Source organism: Streptomyces sp. NPDC001914, from assembly GCF_042891215.1.
Taxonomy (GTDB): domain Bacteria; phylum Actinomycetota; class Actinomycetes; order Streptomycetales; family Streptomycetaceae; genus Streptomyces.
The window spans coordinates 109,766-126,682 of the sequence record NZ_JBIASW010000015.1; the positions used below are offsets into that span (position 1 = coordinate 109,766).

The 16,917-nt window shown below is 70.6% G+C and carries 19 protein-coding genes and 1 pseudogene; 3 read left to right on the forward strand and 17 right to left on the reverse strand.

What is annotated here, in order from left to right; all coding sequences use genetic code 11:
* Positions 1–204: 204 nt before the first annotated feature.
* Positions 205–558, forward strand: coding sequence for a DUF6233 domain-containing protein (locus tag ACFYYF_RS32620; RefSeq protein WP_388781065.1), 354 nt, complete (start codon positions 205–207; stop codon positions 556–558).
* Positions 559–569: 11 nt separating this feature from the next.
* Complete coding sequence (locus ACFYYF_RS32625; protein WP_388781066.1) at positions 570–899, forward strand: hypothetical protein; 330 nt, start codon at positions 570–572, stop codon at positions 897–899.
* An 87-nt stretch (positions 900–986) separates the two neighbouring features.
* Here the strand turns inward: ACFYYF_RS32625 and ACFYYF_RS32630 are convergent, their stop codons facing one another.
* From ACFYYF_RS32630 to rpsB, 5 genes are all read right to left on the reverse strand, one after another.
* Positions 987–2,126, reverse strand: coding sequence for a phosphatidate cytidylyltransferase (locus tag ACFYYF_RS32630; RefSeq protein ID WP_361683104.1), 1,140 nt, complete (start codon positions 2,124–2,126; stop codon positions 987–989).
* Positions 2,126–2,683 carry a ribosome recycling factor gene (gene frr, locus ACFYYF_RS32635; protein WP_037625129.1) on the reverse strand — a complete coding sequence of 186 codons (558 nt, stop codon included), beginning with the start codon at positions 2,681–2,683 and terminating at the stop codon, positions 2,126–2,128. The genes ACFYYF_RS32630 and frr overlap by 1 nt, the downstream gene beginning before the upstream one ends.
* Before the next feature lie 171 nt (positions 2,684–2,854).
* The gene (gene pyrH, locus ACFYYF_RS32640; RefSeq protein ID WP_037625128.1) at positions 2,855–3,625 is read right to left on the reverse strand and encodes a UMP kinase; all 771 of its coding nucleotides are present in this window, start codon (positions 3,623–3,625) and stop codon (positions 2,855–2,857) included.
* A gap of 182 nt (positions 3,626–3,807) precedes the next feature.
* Positions 3,808–4,644, reverse strand: a complete 837-nt coding sequence (gene tsf, locus ACFYYF_RS32645) for a translation elongation factor Ts (protein WP_361683107.1) — start codon at positions 4,642–4,644, stop codon at positions 3,808–3,810.
* Between the two features lie 96 nt (positions 4,645–4,740).
* Positions 4,741–5,652 (reverse strand): 30S ribosomal protein S2, encoded by a 912-nt coding sequence (gene rpsB / locus ACFYYF_RS32650; protein ID WP_361683109.1) that lies wholly within the window; start codon positions 5,650–5,652, stop codon positions 4,741–4,743.
* Positions 5,653–5,918: 266 nt separating this feature from the next.
* On the opposite strand from rpsB, the gene ACFYYF_RS32655 reads away from it, so the two are divergent.
* A complete protein-coding gene (locus ACFYYF_RS32655) occupies positions 5,919–6,575 on the forward strand; it encodes a M23 family metallopeptidase (RefSeq protein ID WP_388781067.1) in 657 nt (218 codons plus the stop codon).
* Between the two features lie 278 nt (positions 6,576–6,853).
* Here ACFYYF_RS32655 and ACFYYF_RS32660 read toward each other — a convergent pair whose 3' ends face one another.
* From ACFYYF_RS32660 to rplS, 12 genes and pseudogenes are all read right to left on the reverse strand, one after another.
* Entirely contained in the window at positions 6,854–7,411 is a 558-nt protein-coding gene (locus ACFYYF_RS32660; RefSeq protein WP_388781114.1) for a TetR/AcrR family transcriptional regulator, read from the reverse strand.
* 156 nt (positions 7,412–7,567) lie between these two features.
* On the reverse strand, positions 7,568–8,410 hold the full coding sequence (whiG, locus tag ACFYYF_RS32665; protein WP_326785273.1) for an RNA polymerase sigma factor WhiG: 843 nt from the start codon (positions 8,408–8,410) through the stop codon (positions 7,568–7,570).
* A 271-nt stretch (positions 8,411–8,681) separates the two neighbouring features.
* A complete protein-coding gene (dprA, locus tag ACFYYF_RS32670; RefSeq protein WP_388781068.1) occupies positions 8,682–9,827 on the reverse strand; it encodes a DNA-processing protein DprA in 1,146 nt (381 codons plus the stop codon).
* A complete protein-coding gene (locus ACFYYF_RS32675; RefSeq protein WP_388781069.1) occupies positions 9,824–11,449 on the reverse strand; it encodes a YifB family Mg chelatase-like AAA ATPase in 1,626 nt (541 codons plus the stop codon). The genes dprA and ACFYYF_RS32675 overlap by 4 nt, the downstream gene beginning before the upstream one ends.
* Positions 11,449–11,820: a YraN family protein gene (locus ACFYYF_RS32680; RefSeq protein ID WP_365486033.1), complete on the reverse strand. Its 372-nt coding sequence runs from the start codon at positions 11,818–11,820 to the stop codon at positions 11,449–11,451. The genes ACFYYF_RS32675 and ACFYYF_RS32680 overlap by 1 nt, the downstream gene beginning before the upstream one ends.
* A 121-nt stretch (positions 11,821–11,941) precedes the next feature.
* The gene (locus tag ACFYYF_RS32685) at positions 11,942–12,250 is read right to left on the reverse strand and encodes a DUF2469 domain-containing protein (protein WP_123991871.1); all 309 of its coding nucleotides are present in this window, start codon (positions 12,248–12,250) and stop codon (positions 11,942–11,944) included.
* Between the two features lie 55 nt (positions 12,251–12,305).
* Positions 12,306–12,821 carry an NUDIX hydrolase gene (locus tag ACFYYF_RS32690; RefSeq protein WP_388781070.1) on the reverse strand — a complete coding sequence of 172 codons (516 nt, stop codon included), beginning with the start codon at positions 12,819–12,821 and terminating at the stop codon, positions 12,306–12,308.
* Entirely contained in the window at positions 12,811–13,584 is a 774-nt protein-coding gene (gene lepB, locus ACFYYF_RS32695; RefSeq protein ID WP_388781071.1) for a signal peptidase I, read from the reverse strand. Before lepB (ACFYYF_RS32695) ends, ACFYYF_RS32690 begins: the two co-directional genes overlap by 11 nt.
* A gap of 151 nt (positions 13,585–13,735) precedes the next feature.
* Positions 13,736–14,677, reverse strand: coding sequence for a signal peptidase I (lepB, locus tag ACFYYF_RS32700; RefSeq protein WP_388781072.1), 942 nt, complete (start codon positions 14,675–14,677; stop codon positions 13,736–13,738).
* Positions 14,565–15,653, reverse strand: a pseudogene (lepB, locus tag ACFYYF_RS32705) (signal peptidase I); the annotation flags it as partial. The pseudogene lepB (ACFYYF_RS32705) and the gene lepB (ACFYYF_RS32700), both read right to left, overlap by 113 nt.
* A complete protein-coding gene (lepB, locus tag ACFYYF_RS32710; protein WP_361683123.1) occupies positions 15,646–16,362 on the reverse strand; it encodes a signal peptidase I in 717 nt (238 codons plus the stop codon). The gene lepB (ACFYYF_RS32710) and the pseudogene lepB (ACFYYF_RS32705), both read right to left, overlap by 8 nt.
* Positions 16,363–16,441: 79 nt before the next feature.
* A complete protein-coding gene (gene rplS, locus ACFYYF_RS32715; protein WP_037625104.1) occupies positions 16,442–16,792 on the reverse strand; it encodes a 50S ribosomal protein L19 in 351 nt (116 codons plus the stop codon).
* Positions 16,793–16,917: the final 125 nt, after the last annotated feature.

Sequence of the window (16,917 nt, forward strand, 5' to 3'; positions counted from 1 at the left end):
CCTTGGGTCGATTCCTCGTGGCTACACCTGATTGACGAAGCGGCTCGGCACGGTGTGACCGACCTGAATGTGACCTGCGTCTCCTCTTCGCGAGGGGGCGGGCGACTCTCCTCCGCGAGAAATCCGTGGGGTTCGGCCCGGGATGCGGACGGGCACACGAGGGGGTGCTGTCACCACGCCCCACCAAGACCTAGAATCGAACATGTGCCCGAAACAGTGTCCCGTCTGCAGCACCTGCGCAGCGTCCGCGCCTGGCTGCTCTGGCAGCTGCGCCGCACCGACGACACCATCGCCGAGCTGGAGCGCCAGGAGGCCGCCGCCACCCGCGCGGCCCGCACCTCACCCCCACCACCCCTCGGCTGGAAGCTCGCGATGCGACGAGCGGGCGGTGGCGACGGCAGCGGCGCGACCCCCGATGCCGTCCACACGGGCGACTGCGGCATGGCGGGGAAGAACACGAAGCCTCTCGCGCGCGAGCAGGCTCTCCGGGCGATCACCGAAGACGGCGTGACGGCATGCCCGTACTGCCGCCCCGACACGGATCTGGGTGTCTTGTGAACCACGAACGCATGCAGCCGAACCACCGACAGGCGGAGTCGGACCACCAACAAGCGGAGCCGGACCATCAGCAGGCGGAACCGGACGCAGATCGGACACCGGCCCCCGTCACCGTCGGCCGCCCGGCCGGAGCCGGCGGGCGCCGCGTCACGATCCGCGGGCGGAGCGCCGGCCTCGCCCACAGCGACGCCGACGTGGTCGAGTTCCTGCGCCGCGCGGGCCTGCCCGACGCATGGGAGTACCTGGACGATCCACGGTGGGTGGATTGGCAGGGCGGCCGGCCCCGCACATACGACACCACCCCTCCGGGTCACGGGGATCACGGTGAGGTGATCGGATGACCCGAAGGGGTGGTGTCGTCGACGTGCTCGCGCCGCGGACACGTACGCCGTGAACGCGTACCGCCGCAAGCGCGTGCGAAAAAACGATCAGCCGGATCCGACGAAGAGCACGAGCAGCAACCAGACGACCGGAGCCGTCGGCAGCAGCGAGTCCAGCCGGTCCATGATGCCGCCGTGGCCCGGCAGCAGGGTGCCCATGTCCTTGATGCCGAGGTCCCGCTTGATCATGGACTCGCCGAGGTCACCGAGCGTGGCGCTGGCCGCGACCGCGAGGCCGAGGATCAGACCCTGCCACCAGGTGCCGTCGTCGATCAGGTACTGCATGCACAGCGCACCCGCCGCCATCGCGAAGGTGACCGCTCCGAACAGACCTTCGCGGGTCTTTCCGGGGCTGATCCGCGGAGCCAGCTTGTGCTTGCCGAAGCGCCAGCCGATGGCGTACGCGCCCGTGTCGCTGACGACCGTCAGGAGCAGGAAGGTCAGCACGCGGCGCGGACCGTCGTCGGCCGTGAGCATCATGGCCACGAAGGTCGCCAGGAACGGCACGTAGAAGGCCGCGAAGACCCCCGCCGTGACGTCCTTGAGGTAGCCCTCGGGCGGCTCCGTCATCCGCCAGACCAGGACGGCCAGGGCGGTGAGCGCCATGGCCACCCAGGCACCCTCGGCGCCGCGCACGTATCCGGCGACGACCATGGCGGCCCCGCCGAGCGCGAGCGGCACGAGGGGCGCCTTGATGCCCTTCTGCTCCTGCAGCCGCGAGGTGAGCTCCCAGAGCCCCACCACCACGGCGACCGCGATCACGCCGACGAAGACGGCCTTGACGACGAACAGCGACGCGACGATCACCGCGCCGAGCCCGACGCCCACTCCTATGGCCGCGCCCAGGTCGCGTCCCGCACTCTTCTTCTGCGGTGCGGGGGCGGGCTCGGGTGCGGTGCTGGGCATGGGCTCCTGCGGGCTCTGCGGGTTGTGCGACGGATCCCCGTAGGGCGCCGTCGCCGGCGGGTCGTTGCGGACCGAGGGGCCGCTCAGCCGAGCGGCCCCCCTGTCGTCATCCTGGTCTCCGCCGTGTGCGGGTACGTCGGGCGCGGTGGGCATGGGCCGAGTGTGCTGCGCGTCATGCGCATCGTACGTGGGACCCGCCGGGGCCGCCCCCTGGACAGGCCCCTGCTCGGACGGCCCCCAGTACCCGGCTTGTGGCGGCGCTCCCCAGGAAGAGTCGTTCATCAGACCTCGAGCAGTTCCGCTTCCTTGTGCTTCAGGAGCTCGTCCACCTGGGCGACGTACTTCGCCGTGGTGTCGTCGAGTTCCTTCTCCGCACGGCGGACCTCGTCCTCGCCGGACTCCTTGTCCTTGACGAGCTTGTCGAGGGCGTCCTTGGCCTTGCGGCGCACGGCGCGGATCGAGACCTTGGCGTCCTCGCCCTTGGTCCGCGCGACCTTGATGTAGTCCTTGCGGCGCTCTTCCGTCAGCTCGGGGAACGTCACCCGGATGATGTTGCCGTCGTTGCTGGGGTTGACGCCCAGGTCGGAGTCGCGGATCGCCTGCTCGATGTTGCGCAGCGCGCTCTTGTCGAACGGGGTCACCACGGCCATGCGCGGCTCCGGGACGGAGAACGAGGCCAGCTGGTTGATCGGCGTCAGCGCGCCGTAGTAGTCGGCCACGATCTTGTTGAACATCGCCGGGTGCGCACGGCCGGTGCGGATCGCGGCGAAGTCCTCCTTGGCGACCACGACGGCCTTCTCCATCTTCTCCTCGGCCTCGAGGAGGGTCTCTTCGATCACCACTTGCTCCTGCGTGTCTTGAGTAGGCCCGGCAGCTTGTCCTCGTCGGGTTCGGCGGCCGGCTGCGTCGCGTCTTGTTCCTGCACGGTTCCGGACCGGCAGGACATTGTCCATCCCCCGGTCGGGGTCCGTCCCGGACCGGAAGGCATAACCGGTCCAGAGCCTTCCCCGTCAGGCTCGGCCGCTCTGGTCGCCCACGAGTGTGCCGATCTTCTCACCCTTGACCGCCCGCGCGATATTGCCCTCCGCCAGGAGTTCGAAGACCAGGATCGGCAGCTTGTTGTCCCGGCACAGCGTGATGGCGGTCATGTCGGCGACCTTGAGGTCCCGGGTGATGACCTCGCCGTAGCTGAGCGCGTCGAACTTGACGGCCTCGGGGTTGGTCTTCGGGTCGGAGTCGTAGACCCCGTCCACGCCGTTCTTGCCCATGAGAAGCGCCTCGGCGTCGATCTCCAGGGCCCGCTGGGCGGCAGTGGTGTCGGTGGAGAAGTACGGCATGCCCATGCCCGCGCCGAAGATGACCACGCGGCCCTTCTCCAGGTGCCGCACGCCGCGCAGCGGGATGTACGGCTCCGCGACCTGACCCATCGTGATGGCGGTCTGGACGCGGCTGTCGATGCCTTCCTTCTCCAGGAAGTCCTGGAGGGCGAGGCAGTTCATGACGGTGCCGAGCATGCCCATGTAGTCGGAGCGCGCCCGGTCCATGCCGCGCTGCTGGAGTTCGGCGCCGCGGAAGAAGTTGCCGCCGCCGATGACGACGGCGATCTGGGCACCGCCGCGCACGACGGCCGCGATCTCGCGGGCGATCTTGTGCACCACGTCGGGGTCGACGCCCAGTCCCCCGCCTCCGGCGAACGCCTCGCCGGAAAGCTTCAGCAGGAAGCGGCCCGCGCCTTTGCCGTCGTCGCTCTTCTCGCCGTTGCCGGCCTGGGTCGTGGTCATGGAGATCTCCTCATGGTGCACATACGAAGAAGGCCATTGCCGGTGGGGTGTGTTCGCAACCCATGCTCGGCAATGGCCTCCTCGTCAGATCTGCTGTCGTCCGGCACACACGTGTGAGTGCCGGCGTACGCGGACGACTGCTCTCGACCCTATAGGGGTCGGGCGTCGATCGCTGTACGGACTCAGATGCCGACCTTGATGCGCGAGAAGCGCTTCAGGGTGACACCGGCCTCGTCCAGAACCTTCTGGACGGACTTCTTGTTGTCGAGCGCGTACGGCTGACCGAGGAGGGTGGCCTCCTTGAAGAAGCCGTTGACGCGACCCTCGACGATCTTCGGGAGCGCGGCCTCGGGCTTGCCCTCGGCGCGCGTGGTCTCCTCGGCGACGCGACGCTCGGTCTCGACGACCTCGGCCGGGACGTCCTCACGGGAGAGGTACTTCGGCGCGAAGGCGGCGATGTGCTGCGCGATGCCCTTGGCGAGGTCGGCGTCGGCCTTGTCCAGCTCGACCAGAACACCGATCTGCGGGGGCAGGTCGGGCATGGTGCGGTGCATGTACGCGGACACGAACGCGCCGGAGAACTGGGCGAAGCGGTCCAGGACGATCTTCTCGCCCAGGTTGGCGTTGGCCTCGTCGACGAACGCCTGAACCGTCTTGCCGGGCTCGATCTCGGAGCCGAGCAGCGTCTCGATGTCGGCCGGCGACGTCTTGACGACGTGCTGGGCGATCTCGTTGGCGACGGCCTGGAACTTCGCGCCCTTGGCGACGAAGTCCGTCTCGCACTTCAGCTCGACCAGGACACCGGAGGTGTTGTCGTCAGCGATGATGGAGACCACGGCGCCGTTCTCGGCGGAGCGGCCCTCGCGCTTGGCGACGCCCTTCTGGCCCTTGATGCGCAGCGCCTCGACGGCCTTGTCGACGTTGCCGTCGGCCTCGTCCAGCGCCTTCTTGCAGTCCATCATGCCGGCGCCGGTGAGCTCACGGAGCTTCTTGACGTCGGCGGCGGTGTAGTTCGCCATGATTCCTGGAATCTCTCTCGAAGTCTGAAGATCTACGGGACGAACGGCGGGGGCTTTGTGGGCCCCCGCCGTTCACAAACCCGAAGGGGTGAGGGGTCAGGCCTGCTCGGCGTCCGCGGCGGGAGCCTCGGCGGCGGGCGCCTCGGCAGCGGCCTCGGCGGCCGGGGCCTCGGCCTGCTCGGCGTCGGCGACCTTCTCCGTCTCGGCGGAGGTCTGGACCTCGGCGTCGTCGGCCTTCTTCTCGCCCTCGAGCAGGTCGCGCTCCCACGCGGCGAGCGGCTCGCCCGCGGCCTTGTCACCGGCGGCCTTGCCGGCGCCGGAGCGGGCGATGAGGCCCTCGGCGACGGCGTCGGCGATCACGCGGGTGAGCAGGGTGACGGAGCGGATCGCGTCGTCGTTGCCCGGGATCTTGTAGTCGACCTCGTCCGGGTCACAGTTGGTGTCGAGGATGGCGACGACCGGGATGTTGAGCTTCCGGGCCTCGCCGACCGCGATGTGCTCCTTCTTGGTGTCCACGATCCAGACGGCGCTGGGCACCTTCTGCATCTCGCGGATACCACCGAGGGTCTTCTCCAGCTTGGCCTTCTCGCGCGAGAGCACGAGAAGCTCCTTCTTGGTGAGACCCGAGGCCGCGACGTCCTCGAAGTCGATCTGCTCGAGCTCCTTGAGGCGCTGCAGACGCTTGTAGACGGTGGAGAAGTTGGTGAGCATGCCGCCCAGCCAGCGCTGGTTGACGTAGGGCATGCCGACGCGGGTGGCCTGCTCGGCGATGGCCTCCTGCGCCTGCTTCTTCGTGCCGACGAACATGACCGTGCCGCCGTGGGCGACGGTCTCCTTGACGAACTCGTAGGCGCGGTCGATGTACGACAGCGACTGGAGCAGGTCGATGATGTAGATGCCGTTGCGCTCGGTGAAGATGAAGCGCTTCATCTTCGGGTTCCAGCGACGGGTCTGGTGACCGAAGTGGACGCCGCTTTCCAGCAGCTCCCGCATCGTGACGACGGCCATGGCCGTTCTCCTCGGTTTTCTCGGTTGTGCCGCGTGTGCCGGACGGCACTCGCGCCTGACGCCCGCGACGCGCCTTGCCACAGAGGACCGAGAGGCGCTGACACCGGTGGTGACCAGATGTCGGGGCGTGCGAAGTCGACCCGATGACCCGGGTCGCCATCAGAAGTGTACGGGACCCGAGAGGGGGCAGGTGACGCCGCTGTCCACAACCGGCCGGTACTCCACAGATCCCGGCCATGATCCGTTCGGTGCGGCACGGTTCCCGCATGCGAGTGAACCGATGTGCGCGTACGTGGCTTCTCCTGGGCCTGGCCGTGACGGTCCTGGGCGCCTCGGCCCCACCGGAACCGGCCCCCGGGACAGGCCCCGGCCCGAGTGCCCCGGCCTCACCGACCGTCAGTCCCGGCCCCGGGGCTCCGTCATCCCCGGCCGGCGGGCCGCCGGCGGCCGATCCCTCGGTGCCGGCGCTCGCGCGCGTCTGGCCCGTGGGTGTCAGGCCGTTCGTCGTACGGGGCTGGGAACCGCCGGCGACGGCCTACTCCCGAGGGCATCGCGGGGTCGACCTCGCGGCCGCGCCCGGCGACCCGGTGCGGGCCGTCGCTCCCGGCCGGGTGTCCTTCGCGGGCCGGGTCGGGGGCCGCGGGGTCGTCTCGGTGGAGCTGTCGGGCACGGGGGCGCCCCCGCTGCGGACGACCTACGGTCCGGTGCGGGCCTCGGTGCGCAAGGGCGACGAGGTCGAAGCGGGCCAGGTCCTCGGCACCCTGGAAGCACCGGACCCGCACTGCGGACCGACACCCTGTCTGCACTGGGGCCTGCGCAGGGACACGGCCTATCTGAACCCGCTGTTCCTGCTTCCCCCCTGGCTCCTGAACACGGGCCCCTCCCGCCTGCTCCCGCTCAACACCTCGGACACCCGCCCCTGACCAGCGCATACGGATACCGACGGGACGGGAAGACGGCCCCCACCCCCATGGGCGGCGCGGGACGCGGTGTCGGCGGGCGGGCCCAGCGGCCCAGCGGGCGCGGGCAGCGGCAGGCGGGCCCAGCAGGCGCGGGCAGCGGCAGGAGGGCCGGCGGACGCGGGCAGGGGCGAGAGGGGGCCAGCCGGTGCGGCATCCCGTGCCGACCGGGCGGATCTCTGTCCCAGCGGGCGCGCTACGCGGCGTCGGCGGGTGGGGTCGAGGTGCGTCGGTACTGGAGGTCAGCCCCGGACGCCTCTGAGCGCCATCGTCACGGCCGCCTCCGTGATCGCGGAGGGGTCCTCGGCGGCGCCCAGCTCGATGCGGCGCACCGCGGCGTCCACCACACCCTGGAGGAGCATCGCGGCCAGCCGCGGCTCGGCGTGCCCCATCTCCGCGAGCGCCTCGCCGATCATCGTGACCAGCCCGCCGTGCGCGGCGCGGATCTTCTCCCGGGCACCCGCGTCGAGTTCGCTGGCGGAGATGGCGACCACGGCCCGGTGTCTGCGGTCCCCGACCAGGGCGAGCTGACTGCGCACATAGGCCTCGACCGTGGCCTCGGGGCCGTCCGCCGCGGCCATCGCGGCCGAGACCTCGGCCGCCCAGACGGGGAAGTCGACCTCGCACAGTTCCTCGACGACGGCCGCGCGGGACCGGAAGTACTCGTACACGGAGGACCGCGCGAGCCCCGTGCGCTCGGCGAGCGCGGGGAAGGTCAGCGCCTCCGTCCCGCCCTCGGACAACAGGGACCGCGCCGCGTCCAGCAGGGCGGCTCGCTGCATCGACCGGTGCTCGGCCACGGAGGCCGCTCGAATCCTTGGCACGTCAACCACTGTACGGACGCGGCGCCGCGGACGGGAACCACTCCGGCGAGCCCGGCGAGGTGGCGTCCGCCGCACCGGGCCCGCCGCCCGGACGGCGCGGCGGGACCGCCCGCGCCACGGCGCGCCCCGCGCTCAGCGCCCGAAACTGGCCAGCTTGGCGCGGAGCTGCAGCACCGACTTGGTGTGGATCTGGCTGACCCGGCTCTCGGTCACCCCGAGCACGTTGCCGATCTCCGCGAGCGTGAGCCCTTCGTAGTAGTAGAGGGTGACGACGGTCTTCTCCCGGTCGGGCAGCGTGTTGATCGCCCGGGCCAGCAGTCTGCGCAGCTCCCGGTCCTCGGCCACCTCGACCGGGTTGTCGGCGGCGGTGTCCTCCAGGGTGTCCATCAGGCTCAGCCGGTCGCCGCCCTCGCCGCCGGCATGCAGCAACTCCTCCAGGGCCACCACGTTGGCCAGCGACAACTGGCTGAACACCGCGTGGAGTTCCTCCACACCGATGCCCATCTCGGCGGCGACCTCCCCCTCGGAGGGGGTGCGCCGCAGCCGGGCCTCCAGCGTCGCGTAGGCACGCTCGACGTTGCGTGCCTTCTGCCGCACCGACCGCGGGATCCAGTCCAGCGCCCGCAGTTCGTCGATCATCGCCCCGCGGATACGGGTGATCGCGTACGTCTCGAACTTGATCTCCCGTTCGATGTCGAACTTCTCGATCGCGTCGATCAGCCCGAACACGCCCGACGAGACGAAGTCGGCCTGCTCGACATTGGCCGGCAGACCCACGCTGACCCGGCCCGCGACGTACTTCACCAGCGGTGAGTAGTGCAGGATCAGCTGTTCCCGCAGCCGCTCGTCACCGGTCGACTTGTACGACCGCCACAGCTCGTCGAGTGTCGAGGGCGCGGGCGGGCGCACGCTGCCGCCGTCGCGGGCGGCTGGCGGGATCGCCGTCCGGTCGGACCCGGAGGTGTGCTGGGGCATTCGTCGCCTTGTGCCGTTCTGCCGTGAACTGGGATTACCTGGGTGTCCTGTCGGCATGGTGCCGAGAGCTCGTGCCTGCTTCGGATTCTTGTGAGCGTAGCGTGACTGGGCTGTCGCAGTGCGCGAAGAGCGGGCTGTCACCCGCACGCGAAACCTTTCCCCGGGACGTCTCCCGGAGTCACGACGGTCGCCCTGCGTGACCGTCAGGGGGCGCCAACTGCGAGGATTCCCAGGCGTGTCGGCGTTCCCCCGGACGGCCGAACACGCTCGGTCAGCATCCGTCCCGATCACCTCCGGCGGGGGTCGTCGCCTGGCGTGTCAACTTCCAGCCGTCGCCGTGTCGTTCGACGAATCCAAGTGCTCGGAGTTCGTACAGTCTCCCGACCGCGTCGTCCGTGCTGGTCGCCGCTCGACGCGCGATCTCCCCGGTCCCGGCCGGATCCCGTGCCGGAAGAGCGGCCAGGACACGGACCGCGTCCGGGCTCAGCAGATCGCGTGGCAGCACGGGCCCACGCCGGTCCGGCGCCAGTTCGCCCATGTCGCCCACCAGTTCGGCCACTTCCGCGGCGTCGGACACCAGGACGGCCTCCCCGCGCAGCAGTTCGTGCACCCCGGCCGACAGCGCGCTGGTGGCGGGTCCCGGCACTCCCATCGTGAACCGGCCCAGCCGCTGTGCGGCACGGGCGGTGACGAGCGCTCCGCTGCGGTACGCCGCCTCGACGACGACGGTGCCCCGGGTGAGAGCGGCGATGACCCGGTTGCGGAGGATGAACCGGCTCGGCGTCGGGTGCTCGCCCGGCGGCAACTCCCCCACCACGAGACCCTGTTCCGCGATCCTGCCGATCAGCCGGGTGTGTCCGCGGGGATAGGGCCGGTCGACGCCGCAGGCGAGCACCGCGACGGTGGCACCGCCCGCCCCGAGGGCGCCCCGGTGCGCGGCGCCGTCGATGCCGTAGGCGCCGCCGGACACCGCCACCCAGCCCCGCTCGGCGAGGCCGGCGCCGAGGGTGGCGGCCATGTGCGCGCCGTACTCCGTGCAGGCACGGGCGCCGACGACGGCGACGGATCTCAGCGCCCACAGCCGCAGTCCTGCCCTCCCCCGCACCCACAGTCCGACGGGCCGGGCGTCCCCGAGGTCGTCGAGCTGCGCGGGCCATTCGGAGTCGCCGGGGCAGACGAACCGCACCCCGGCGTCCCGGGCGAGGGCGAGGTCGTGCTCCGGGGCCGCCCGCGCGGCCCTGGCCCGCAGCCCGGCCCACCTCCGGTCGGTCATCCCCCGCGGCTGCCCCAGGTCCCCGTACAGCCACCGGACCGCTTCCGGGGCGCCGACCTCCCTGATCCAGCGCCCGCAGACCTCGTCGCCCGGTTCGACGACCCGGGACAGCGTGACGCGGGCCTGTCGCTCGACGGCTGTCATACCGGCGAGCCGATCGCCATCGGTACCCCGCGCGGAACGCCGGTGCGCAGTTGGAGGGCCAGGGCGACGTCCCCGGCGTCGGGCCGGTCGTGTCCCGACAGGTCCGCGACCGTCCACGCGACCCGGAGCACCCGGTCCAGCCCACGGGCGGTCAGCACCCCGCGCTCCAGGCTCCGCTCGGCCTCGTCCATGGCGCCGGCCACCGCCTGCCAGCGTCCGCGCAGCTCGCGTCCGGGCACCTCGCTGTTGGAATGCCAGGGAGTCCCCTTCAAGCGCTCGGCGGCCCGCTCGCGCCCGGCGAGGACCCGGTCCGCGACCGTCTTCGTCGACTCGCCCCGGGCACCGCGCGCGGTGAGTTCGGCCCGGGTGACCGGCTCGACGTCCACCCGCAGGTCGACCCGGTCGAGCAGGGGTCCGGAGAGCCTCGCCTGATAGCGGCGGATGACCGAGGGCGGACACTCGCAGAAGTCGTTCGTCGTGCTGAAGCGCCCGCAGGGGCAGGGGTTGGCGGCCAGCACCATCAGGAACTTCGCGGGGAACCGCACGACACCGGCGCTGCGCGCGATCACCACGTGTCCCGCCTCCAGCGGCTGCCGCAGGGCGTCCAGCGCGAAGCCGCTGAACTCCGGAGCCTCGTCGAGAAACAGCACGCCGCGATGCGACAGGGACACCGCGCCGGGCCGGGCGAGTCCCTTGCCGCCGCCGACGAGCGCCTGCATGGTCGCGGAGTGGTGGGGCGCGCAGTAGGGCGCGACGTCCACCAGTGGTTTGCCGGGCGGCAGCAGGCCCGCGACGGAGTGGATCGCCGTGACCTCCAGGGATTCCTGCCGGGTCAGGCGCGGCATGATCAGCGGCATCCGCTCGGCCAGCATCGTCTTGCCCGCGCCGGGTGCCCCCTGGAGGAAGACGTGATGTCCGCCGGCCGCCGCCACCTCCATCGCGGTGCGTGCCGAGAGCTGGCCGACGACGTCGCCGAGGTCGTGGCCCGCGTCGTGTTCCGGCACCGCGATGCCGCACAGGCCGGTGGCCTCGCCCGTGCCGGGCAGGCGCAGTCCGGCCGACAGCGGGTCGGGGCGGCCCCGCTCGTCCGGCTCCTCCTCGGGCACCGGTTCGTCGGCGAGGACCGCGATGAGCTGGCGCAGGCTGCGGACCCCGAGCACGGAGACTCCCGGCACGAGGGAGGCCTCGGCCGCCGCGCTCTCCGGCACGACCACCTGTTCGTAACCGGCCTGCGCCGCGGCGAGGACGGCCGGGAGGATGCCGCGGACCGGCCGCACCCTGCCGTCGAGGCCCAGCTCCCCGATCATCACGATGTCGGCGAGCACCCGTGGGTCGATCCGCTCGGCGGCCCCGAGCACCGCCGAGGCCACGGCGAGGTCGAAACCGGAACCGCCCTTGGGCACCGAGGCCGGGCTCAGTCCCACCGTGAGCTTCTTCTGCGGCCAGGCCGCCCCGGAATTGACCACCGCCGCCCTGACCCGGTCCCGGCTCTCGGTCAGGCTCTTGTCGGGCAGCCCGACCAGCGTGAAGGCGGCGATGCCCGGCTCCAGGTCGGCCTGGACCTCGACGACGACGCCCTCCACGCCCACGAGCGCCACCGAACACGTACGCGCGAATCCCATCAGGCCACCCCCCGCGCGTGCTCGACCACGGGCGCGCCGCGTTCGGGGATCAGGACGCCGACCAGGTCGATGCGGACGCCGCCCGGCGGGGCTCCGCCGTGTTCCTGGAGCCAGCGTTCGGCGAGGCCGCGCAGCCGGCGGGCCTTGGCCGGCGCGACGGCCTCCATCGGATGCTGGAACGCTCCCGCCCTGCGGGTCTTGACCTCGCAGACGACCAGCGCGTCGCCGTCCCGGGCCACGATGTCGATCTCGCCCGTACGGCCCGAGCGCCAATTGCGTGCCAGGACCGTCATTCCGGCCCCGGTCAGCCGCCGTGCGGCCAGTTCCTCGCCGTAGGCGCCCAGTGCTTTGCGTGCCTCGGATGTCTTCATGTCGGCACCACCTCCGGCACCGACTCTGAGGCCGGGTCACGCACCTTTTGGATCTTGGTGGACGTACGGGCGACTGGGGACAACCCCGTCACCCGTACGAGTCACCACCGTGTCCCGGGCGTCAGCCTCCCGGCATTTCGAGATCGCTCTTGTTCAGCTCCTCGATGTTCACGTCCTTGAACGTCAGGACGCGTACCTGCTTCACGAAGCGGGCGGGGCGATACATGTCCCACACCCAGGCATCCGCCATGGACACCTCGAAGAAAACCTCACCCTGGACCGAGTGCACCTGCATCTCGTAGTCGTTGGTGAGATAGAAGCGCCGTTCGGTCTCGATCACGTATTTGAACAGACCGACGACATCGCGGTACTCGCGATAGAGCTTCAGCTCCATCTCGGTCTCGTACTTCTCGAGGTCCTCGGCGCTCATGGCATGTTCCCCTTCAGCCGTGCGTCCCCCTATTGTGCGCCAGCCCCGAGAGCCCCTAGACGATTTCCGTGTCGAGGACCTCGGGCGTGGCCGGGGGACCCTCGTCGAGCACCCTGCGGAGCAGCCCGGCGAGCTTGGTCGGATACACCGTCTCATGTGCCTCGGTCAGTTCCCGGCACGTCCACCAGCGCGCTCCGGCGACGCTGCGCCGCTCCAGCTCCGTCAGCCCCGTGGCCGCCGTGGCGGTCTGGGTCGTACGGGCCAGGAAGTACCACTCGTCCTGGTCCCAGCGCCTCCCCGCGAACGGGAACGAGCAGATCCGCCGCCACAGCACGGGGCCCAGTTCGACCTCGGTGATCCCGGTCTCCTCGACGAGTTCCCGCAGAGCCGCCTGCTCACGGGTCTCGTCGCCCTCCACTCCGCCGCCGGGCGTGAACCACCAGTCGTCGGAGGGATCGTCCGGCTCGTGGCCGTGCAGCAGCAGGATGCGGTCCTGCGGGTCGAGCAGGACGACCCGGGCGACCTTGCGCAGCCCTTCTCTGCCGGGGTTCTGGTCCGCGTCAGCGGGCACCGGCGGACTCCGTGCGCGCCCGGGAACGCCCGGCCAGCTTGGCGACCGGGCCGTAGGCCGCTCCGCCCAGGACGAGAACGGCTCCGGCGATCACGAGCGCGATCATCGTGGGGAGCGGGCCCGGCTGGGACAGGGCGCCGAGCACCTTGAAGCCGTCGGGGCGCGCGAGCATGCCGTTCATCGGCCAGGCGACGGCGTCGACCCGTGCCCGCACGGCGCCGCGCGCCACCGTGCCGCTGGCCGCGTCCGTCAGATGGGCGGTGGAGTCCAGGGATCCGCTCCGCTCGTCGCCGAGCAGGAACAGCCGGCCCTGGGGGACCTTCACGGTCGGGAAGCCCGTGAGCTCGGCGGAGCTCCCGTCGGGCAGGTACGCCTCGTCGATCTTCTTGCCATTGACGGTCAGCTTGCCGTCGGTGCAGCAGGCGACCGTGTCGCCGCCGACGGCGACCACGCGCTTGACCACGGACGAGCCGGTGACCCAGGTCTTGTCCTCGAAGACGACGACGTCACCGCGGCGGACGTCGCTCCCGTCGACGCGCTGCGCCAGCACCCGGTCGCCCATCTTGATCGTCGGCGCCATCGAACTCGTGGGGACGGTGTACGGCCGGTAGTCAACCGCCGCCCAGGCGAATCCGCCGAGGAACAGCAGCATGCCCAGCGCGACGGCCAGCCCGGACAACCGCTGTCCGGTCTTGCTGCCCACCGGGGCCTTGCCCGTGCCACCGCTGCGCGGGGCCGTACGTGTTGCGCTCTCGCCACCCATAAGCCCGCACCTTACCCAGGGGTACGGTCCGGGGTCAGCCCCCGCCGGATCACGATCGCCGAAGTGGGCCGGATCCCCTCGCGGGAAGACGAGCGGGGCCGGCCTCGGCGGACGGGTCCGCGAAGGCCGGCCCCGAAGGCCGTAAGGAGGCTCAGTCGTCCTTGGACGTCTTGCGCCTGCGTCGCACCAGCACGAGCGGCACCGCGCCCAGCAGGGCCACGGAACCCGGCGACGTGACCGCCGCGACCGCCTGGTCGCTGAGACCGGGCTGGTCGAAGGTGTCCGGGACCGGAAGGGTGCCCCAGCGGTTGATGGGCCAGGCCTTGACGATGGCGCGGCCGACGACGTCGTCCACGGGCACCATGCCGTGGTGCTTGTCCGCCTGGTTGTAACGCGAGTCCCGCGAGTTCTGGCGGTGGTCGCCCATCACCCAGATCATGCCCTTGGGAACCTTGACCTTGAATTGACCGCCGTCCTCGTCCTGGCTGCACGGGGTGTTCCCGGCGTACACGTACGACGACTCGTTCAGTGCCTTGCCGTTGACCTTGAGCGGACCGGTGCCCTTGCACTCGACCGTGTCACCGCCGACGCCGATGACCCGCTTGATGAGGTCCTTCTCCTCCGCGGACGGCATCAGGCCGATCCAGCTCAGCACCGTCTGCAGGGCGTTCGGGTTGGCCGTGGGCTCGCCCGCCAGCCAGTTGTCCGGGTCGTGGAAGACGACGACCTCGCCGCGCTCGGGCTCGGAGCCGAACCACGGAGTCAGCTTGTCGACCAGGACGCGGTCACCCTGCTGGAGGGTGTTCTGCATCGAGTCCGACGGGATCGAGAACGCCTGGACCAGGAACGTCTTGATGATCAGCGCGAGCACCAGAGCGATGCCGATCAGGATCGGCAGTTCCTTCCAGAAGGAGCGCTGCTTCGTGGACTTCGGATCCCGTCCGGAACGCCCGGTCGAGGCGTCACCGTCCTCGGGGCCGCTCCCGGAACCCGAACCGGGCTCTACGGCCGGGGCAGCCGCATCCTCGGGCCGCTCCGGCTGTCCCTCGGGACCTTCGTGCCCAGACCGCGCGCCGACCGCCACATCCCCCACATCCACTCCTCACTCCGTGCCGCCGCCGGCGCCGTATTCGGCGCAGGCCCACCACTCCCATAACGAGCGGGAGTTCCGCAGGGCTCGGGAGCGGGATCAATCCATCGGGATCCGCAGAGGCCACCCTATGCGACAGAGCTGGAGCGGAAGCCGACCCTCCGGGCGCGTCGGCCACCGTCGAGAAGGTGTTCGGCTCCGTCAGCCGGGTCCAGTGACCGATGGGCCAGCCGATGACCATCGCCCGGCCCACGACCGAGTCCTCGGAGACGGTGCCGCTGAACTTGTCGCTGCGGTGGTACCGGGAGTCCGCGGAGTTGCCCCGGTGGTCGCCGAGGACGAACAGCCGGCCCTCGGGCACCTTCACCTCGAAGGCGAAGTCCGAGGGTTTGTCCCCGGCGAAGATGTACGGCTCGGTCAGCGGGGTGCCGTTCACGGTCACCCGGCCCTGCGTGTCACAGCACTTGACGGTGTCCCCGCCGAGTCCGACGACCCGCTTGATCAGGTCCTTCTCGTTGTCGGAGGGCAGCAGACCGATGAAGGTCAGCCCCTCCTTGAACTGCTTGACGACGACGGGGTCGTTCTTCTTCTGGGACTCCTCGGCGGTGAGCCAGCCTCCGGGGTCCTTGAAGACGACGACGTCACCGCGCTCGGGCTGGGAGCCGAACCAGGGGGTGAACTTGTCCACCAGGACGCGGTCGCCGATCTGGATCGTGTTCTCCATGGAACCCGACGGGATCACGAAGGCCTGCACGAGGAACGTCTTGAGGACCAGGGCTATCAGCACGGCGACGCCGACGAGGAGAGGGATCTCCTTGACCGCCGAGCGGCGCCTGCGCCGCTTGATCTTGCGTGCGAGCTTGCGGCGCTCGACCCGGCTGGGCCGGGCGGCGCCTCCGGCGGCGCGCCGGGACCCCGTGGGGAGCAGGTTGTCGGCTGCGCTGGCGGAGACTCCGCGCGCGCGTCCACGGTTACCCACGGCCACCGCCGGCGGCGGGCACGCGCGCGTAGGCGTCGGGACGCGTCAGACGCGTCCAGTGGCCCGCGGGCCAGGCGATCCAGTCGGCCCTGCCGATGACGTCGCCGACGGGGACCATGCCGCCGCCGGGCGAGCCCAGGTGGTCACGGGAGTCGCTGGAGCGGCTGCGGTGGTCACCCAGGAGGAAGAGGGACCGCTCGGGCACGACGACGTCGAAGGGCGCCTCGGACGGGCTGTCGCCCTGATAGAGAAATGTCGACTCGTCGACCGATCGGCCGTTCACCTCGAGTCTCCCCTCCTTGTCGCAGCAGACCACGTGGTCCCCCTCAACCCCGACGACGCGTTTGACGTAGTCCGCGTTCCCGAAATAACCGGTGCCGTCGAAGACGACGACATCGCCCCGCTGCGGCTCGGAACCGAAACGGTACGCCAACTTGTTTACGAGAACGCGGTCCCCGATCCTCAATCCGGACTCCATGGAGCCGCTGGGAATTTCGAACGGCTGCATCACGAAGCGGCTGACCAGCAGCAGAAACGCCAGACAGGTCAGGGCGGTCAGGGTGATCCGGCCACCGGGGACCCACTCGGCGACTTTGTGGGCGAACGCAGAACGCGACCTCTCCTCGGGCCCCGCTGTGTCCGAGATCTCCTCGGGAGCGGAAGGGCCGGAGGAGCGGTCGCGCTCCACGGGCTGTGCTTGGGTGTCCATCGGGGCCAGATGCTATCCGGCCTCTCTGAGACGCCTTCTTACCGGCTCGGTCGCCGACGGGTCACCGCGGCGAACGGGCTCAGTTGTCGCGCTTCTCCTTGATCTTCGCGGCCTTGCCGCGGAGCTCACGGAGGTAGTACAGCTTGGCGCGACGGACGTCACCGCGGGTGACGAGCTCGATCTTCTCGACGATCGGGGTGTGCACCGGGAACGTGCGCTCGACGCCGACGGAGAACGAGACCTTGCGGACCGTGAAGGTCTCGCGGACACCGGAGCCCTGACGGCGGATGACTACGCCCTTGAACTGCTGTACGCGGGAGCGGTTGCCCTCGATGACGCGGACGTGGACGTTGACGGTGTCACCCGGGCGGAAGGCCGGGATGTCGGTGCGCAGCGAGGCGCCGTCGACGGAGTCGAGCAGGTGAGACATTTTGTCTGCTTTCTTCGCTGATGCCACAGGTCATCAACGGGAGAGAGGTTCGAAGATGATGCTGCCTCGTCGGGACGGGCGTCGTGTCCCCCTGTGGCAGGGGCGCACGCCGGACGACGTAGAGC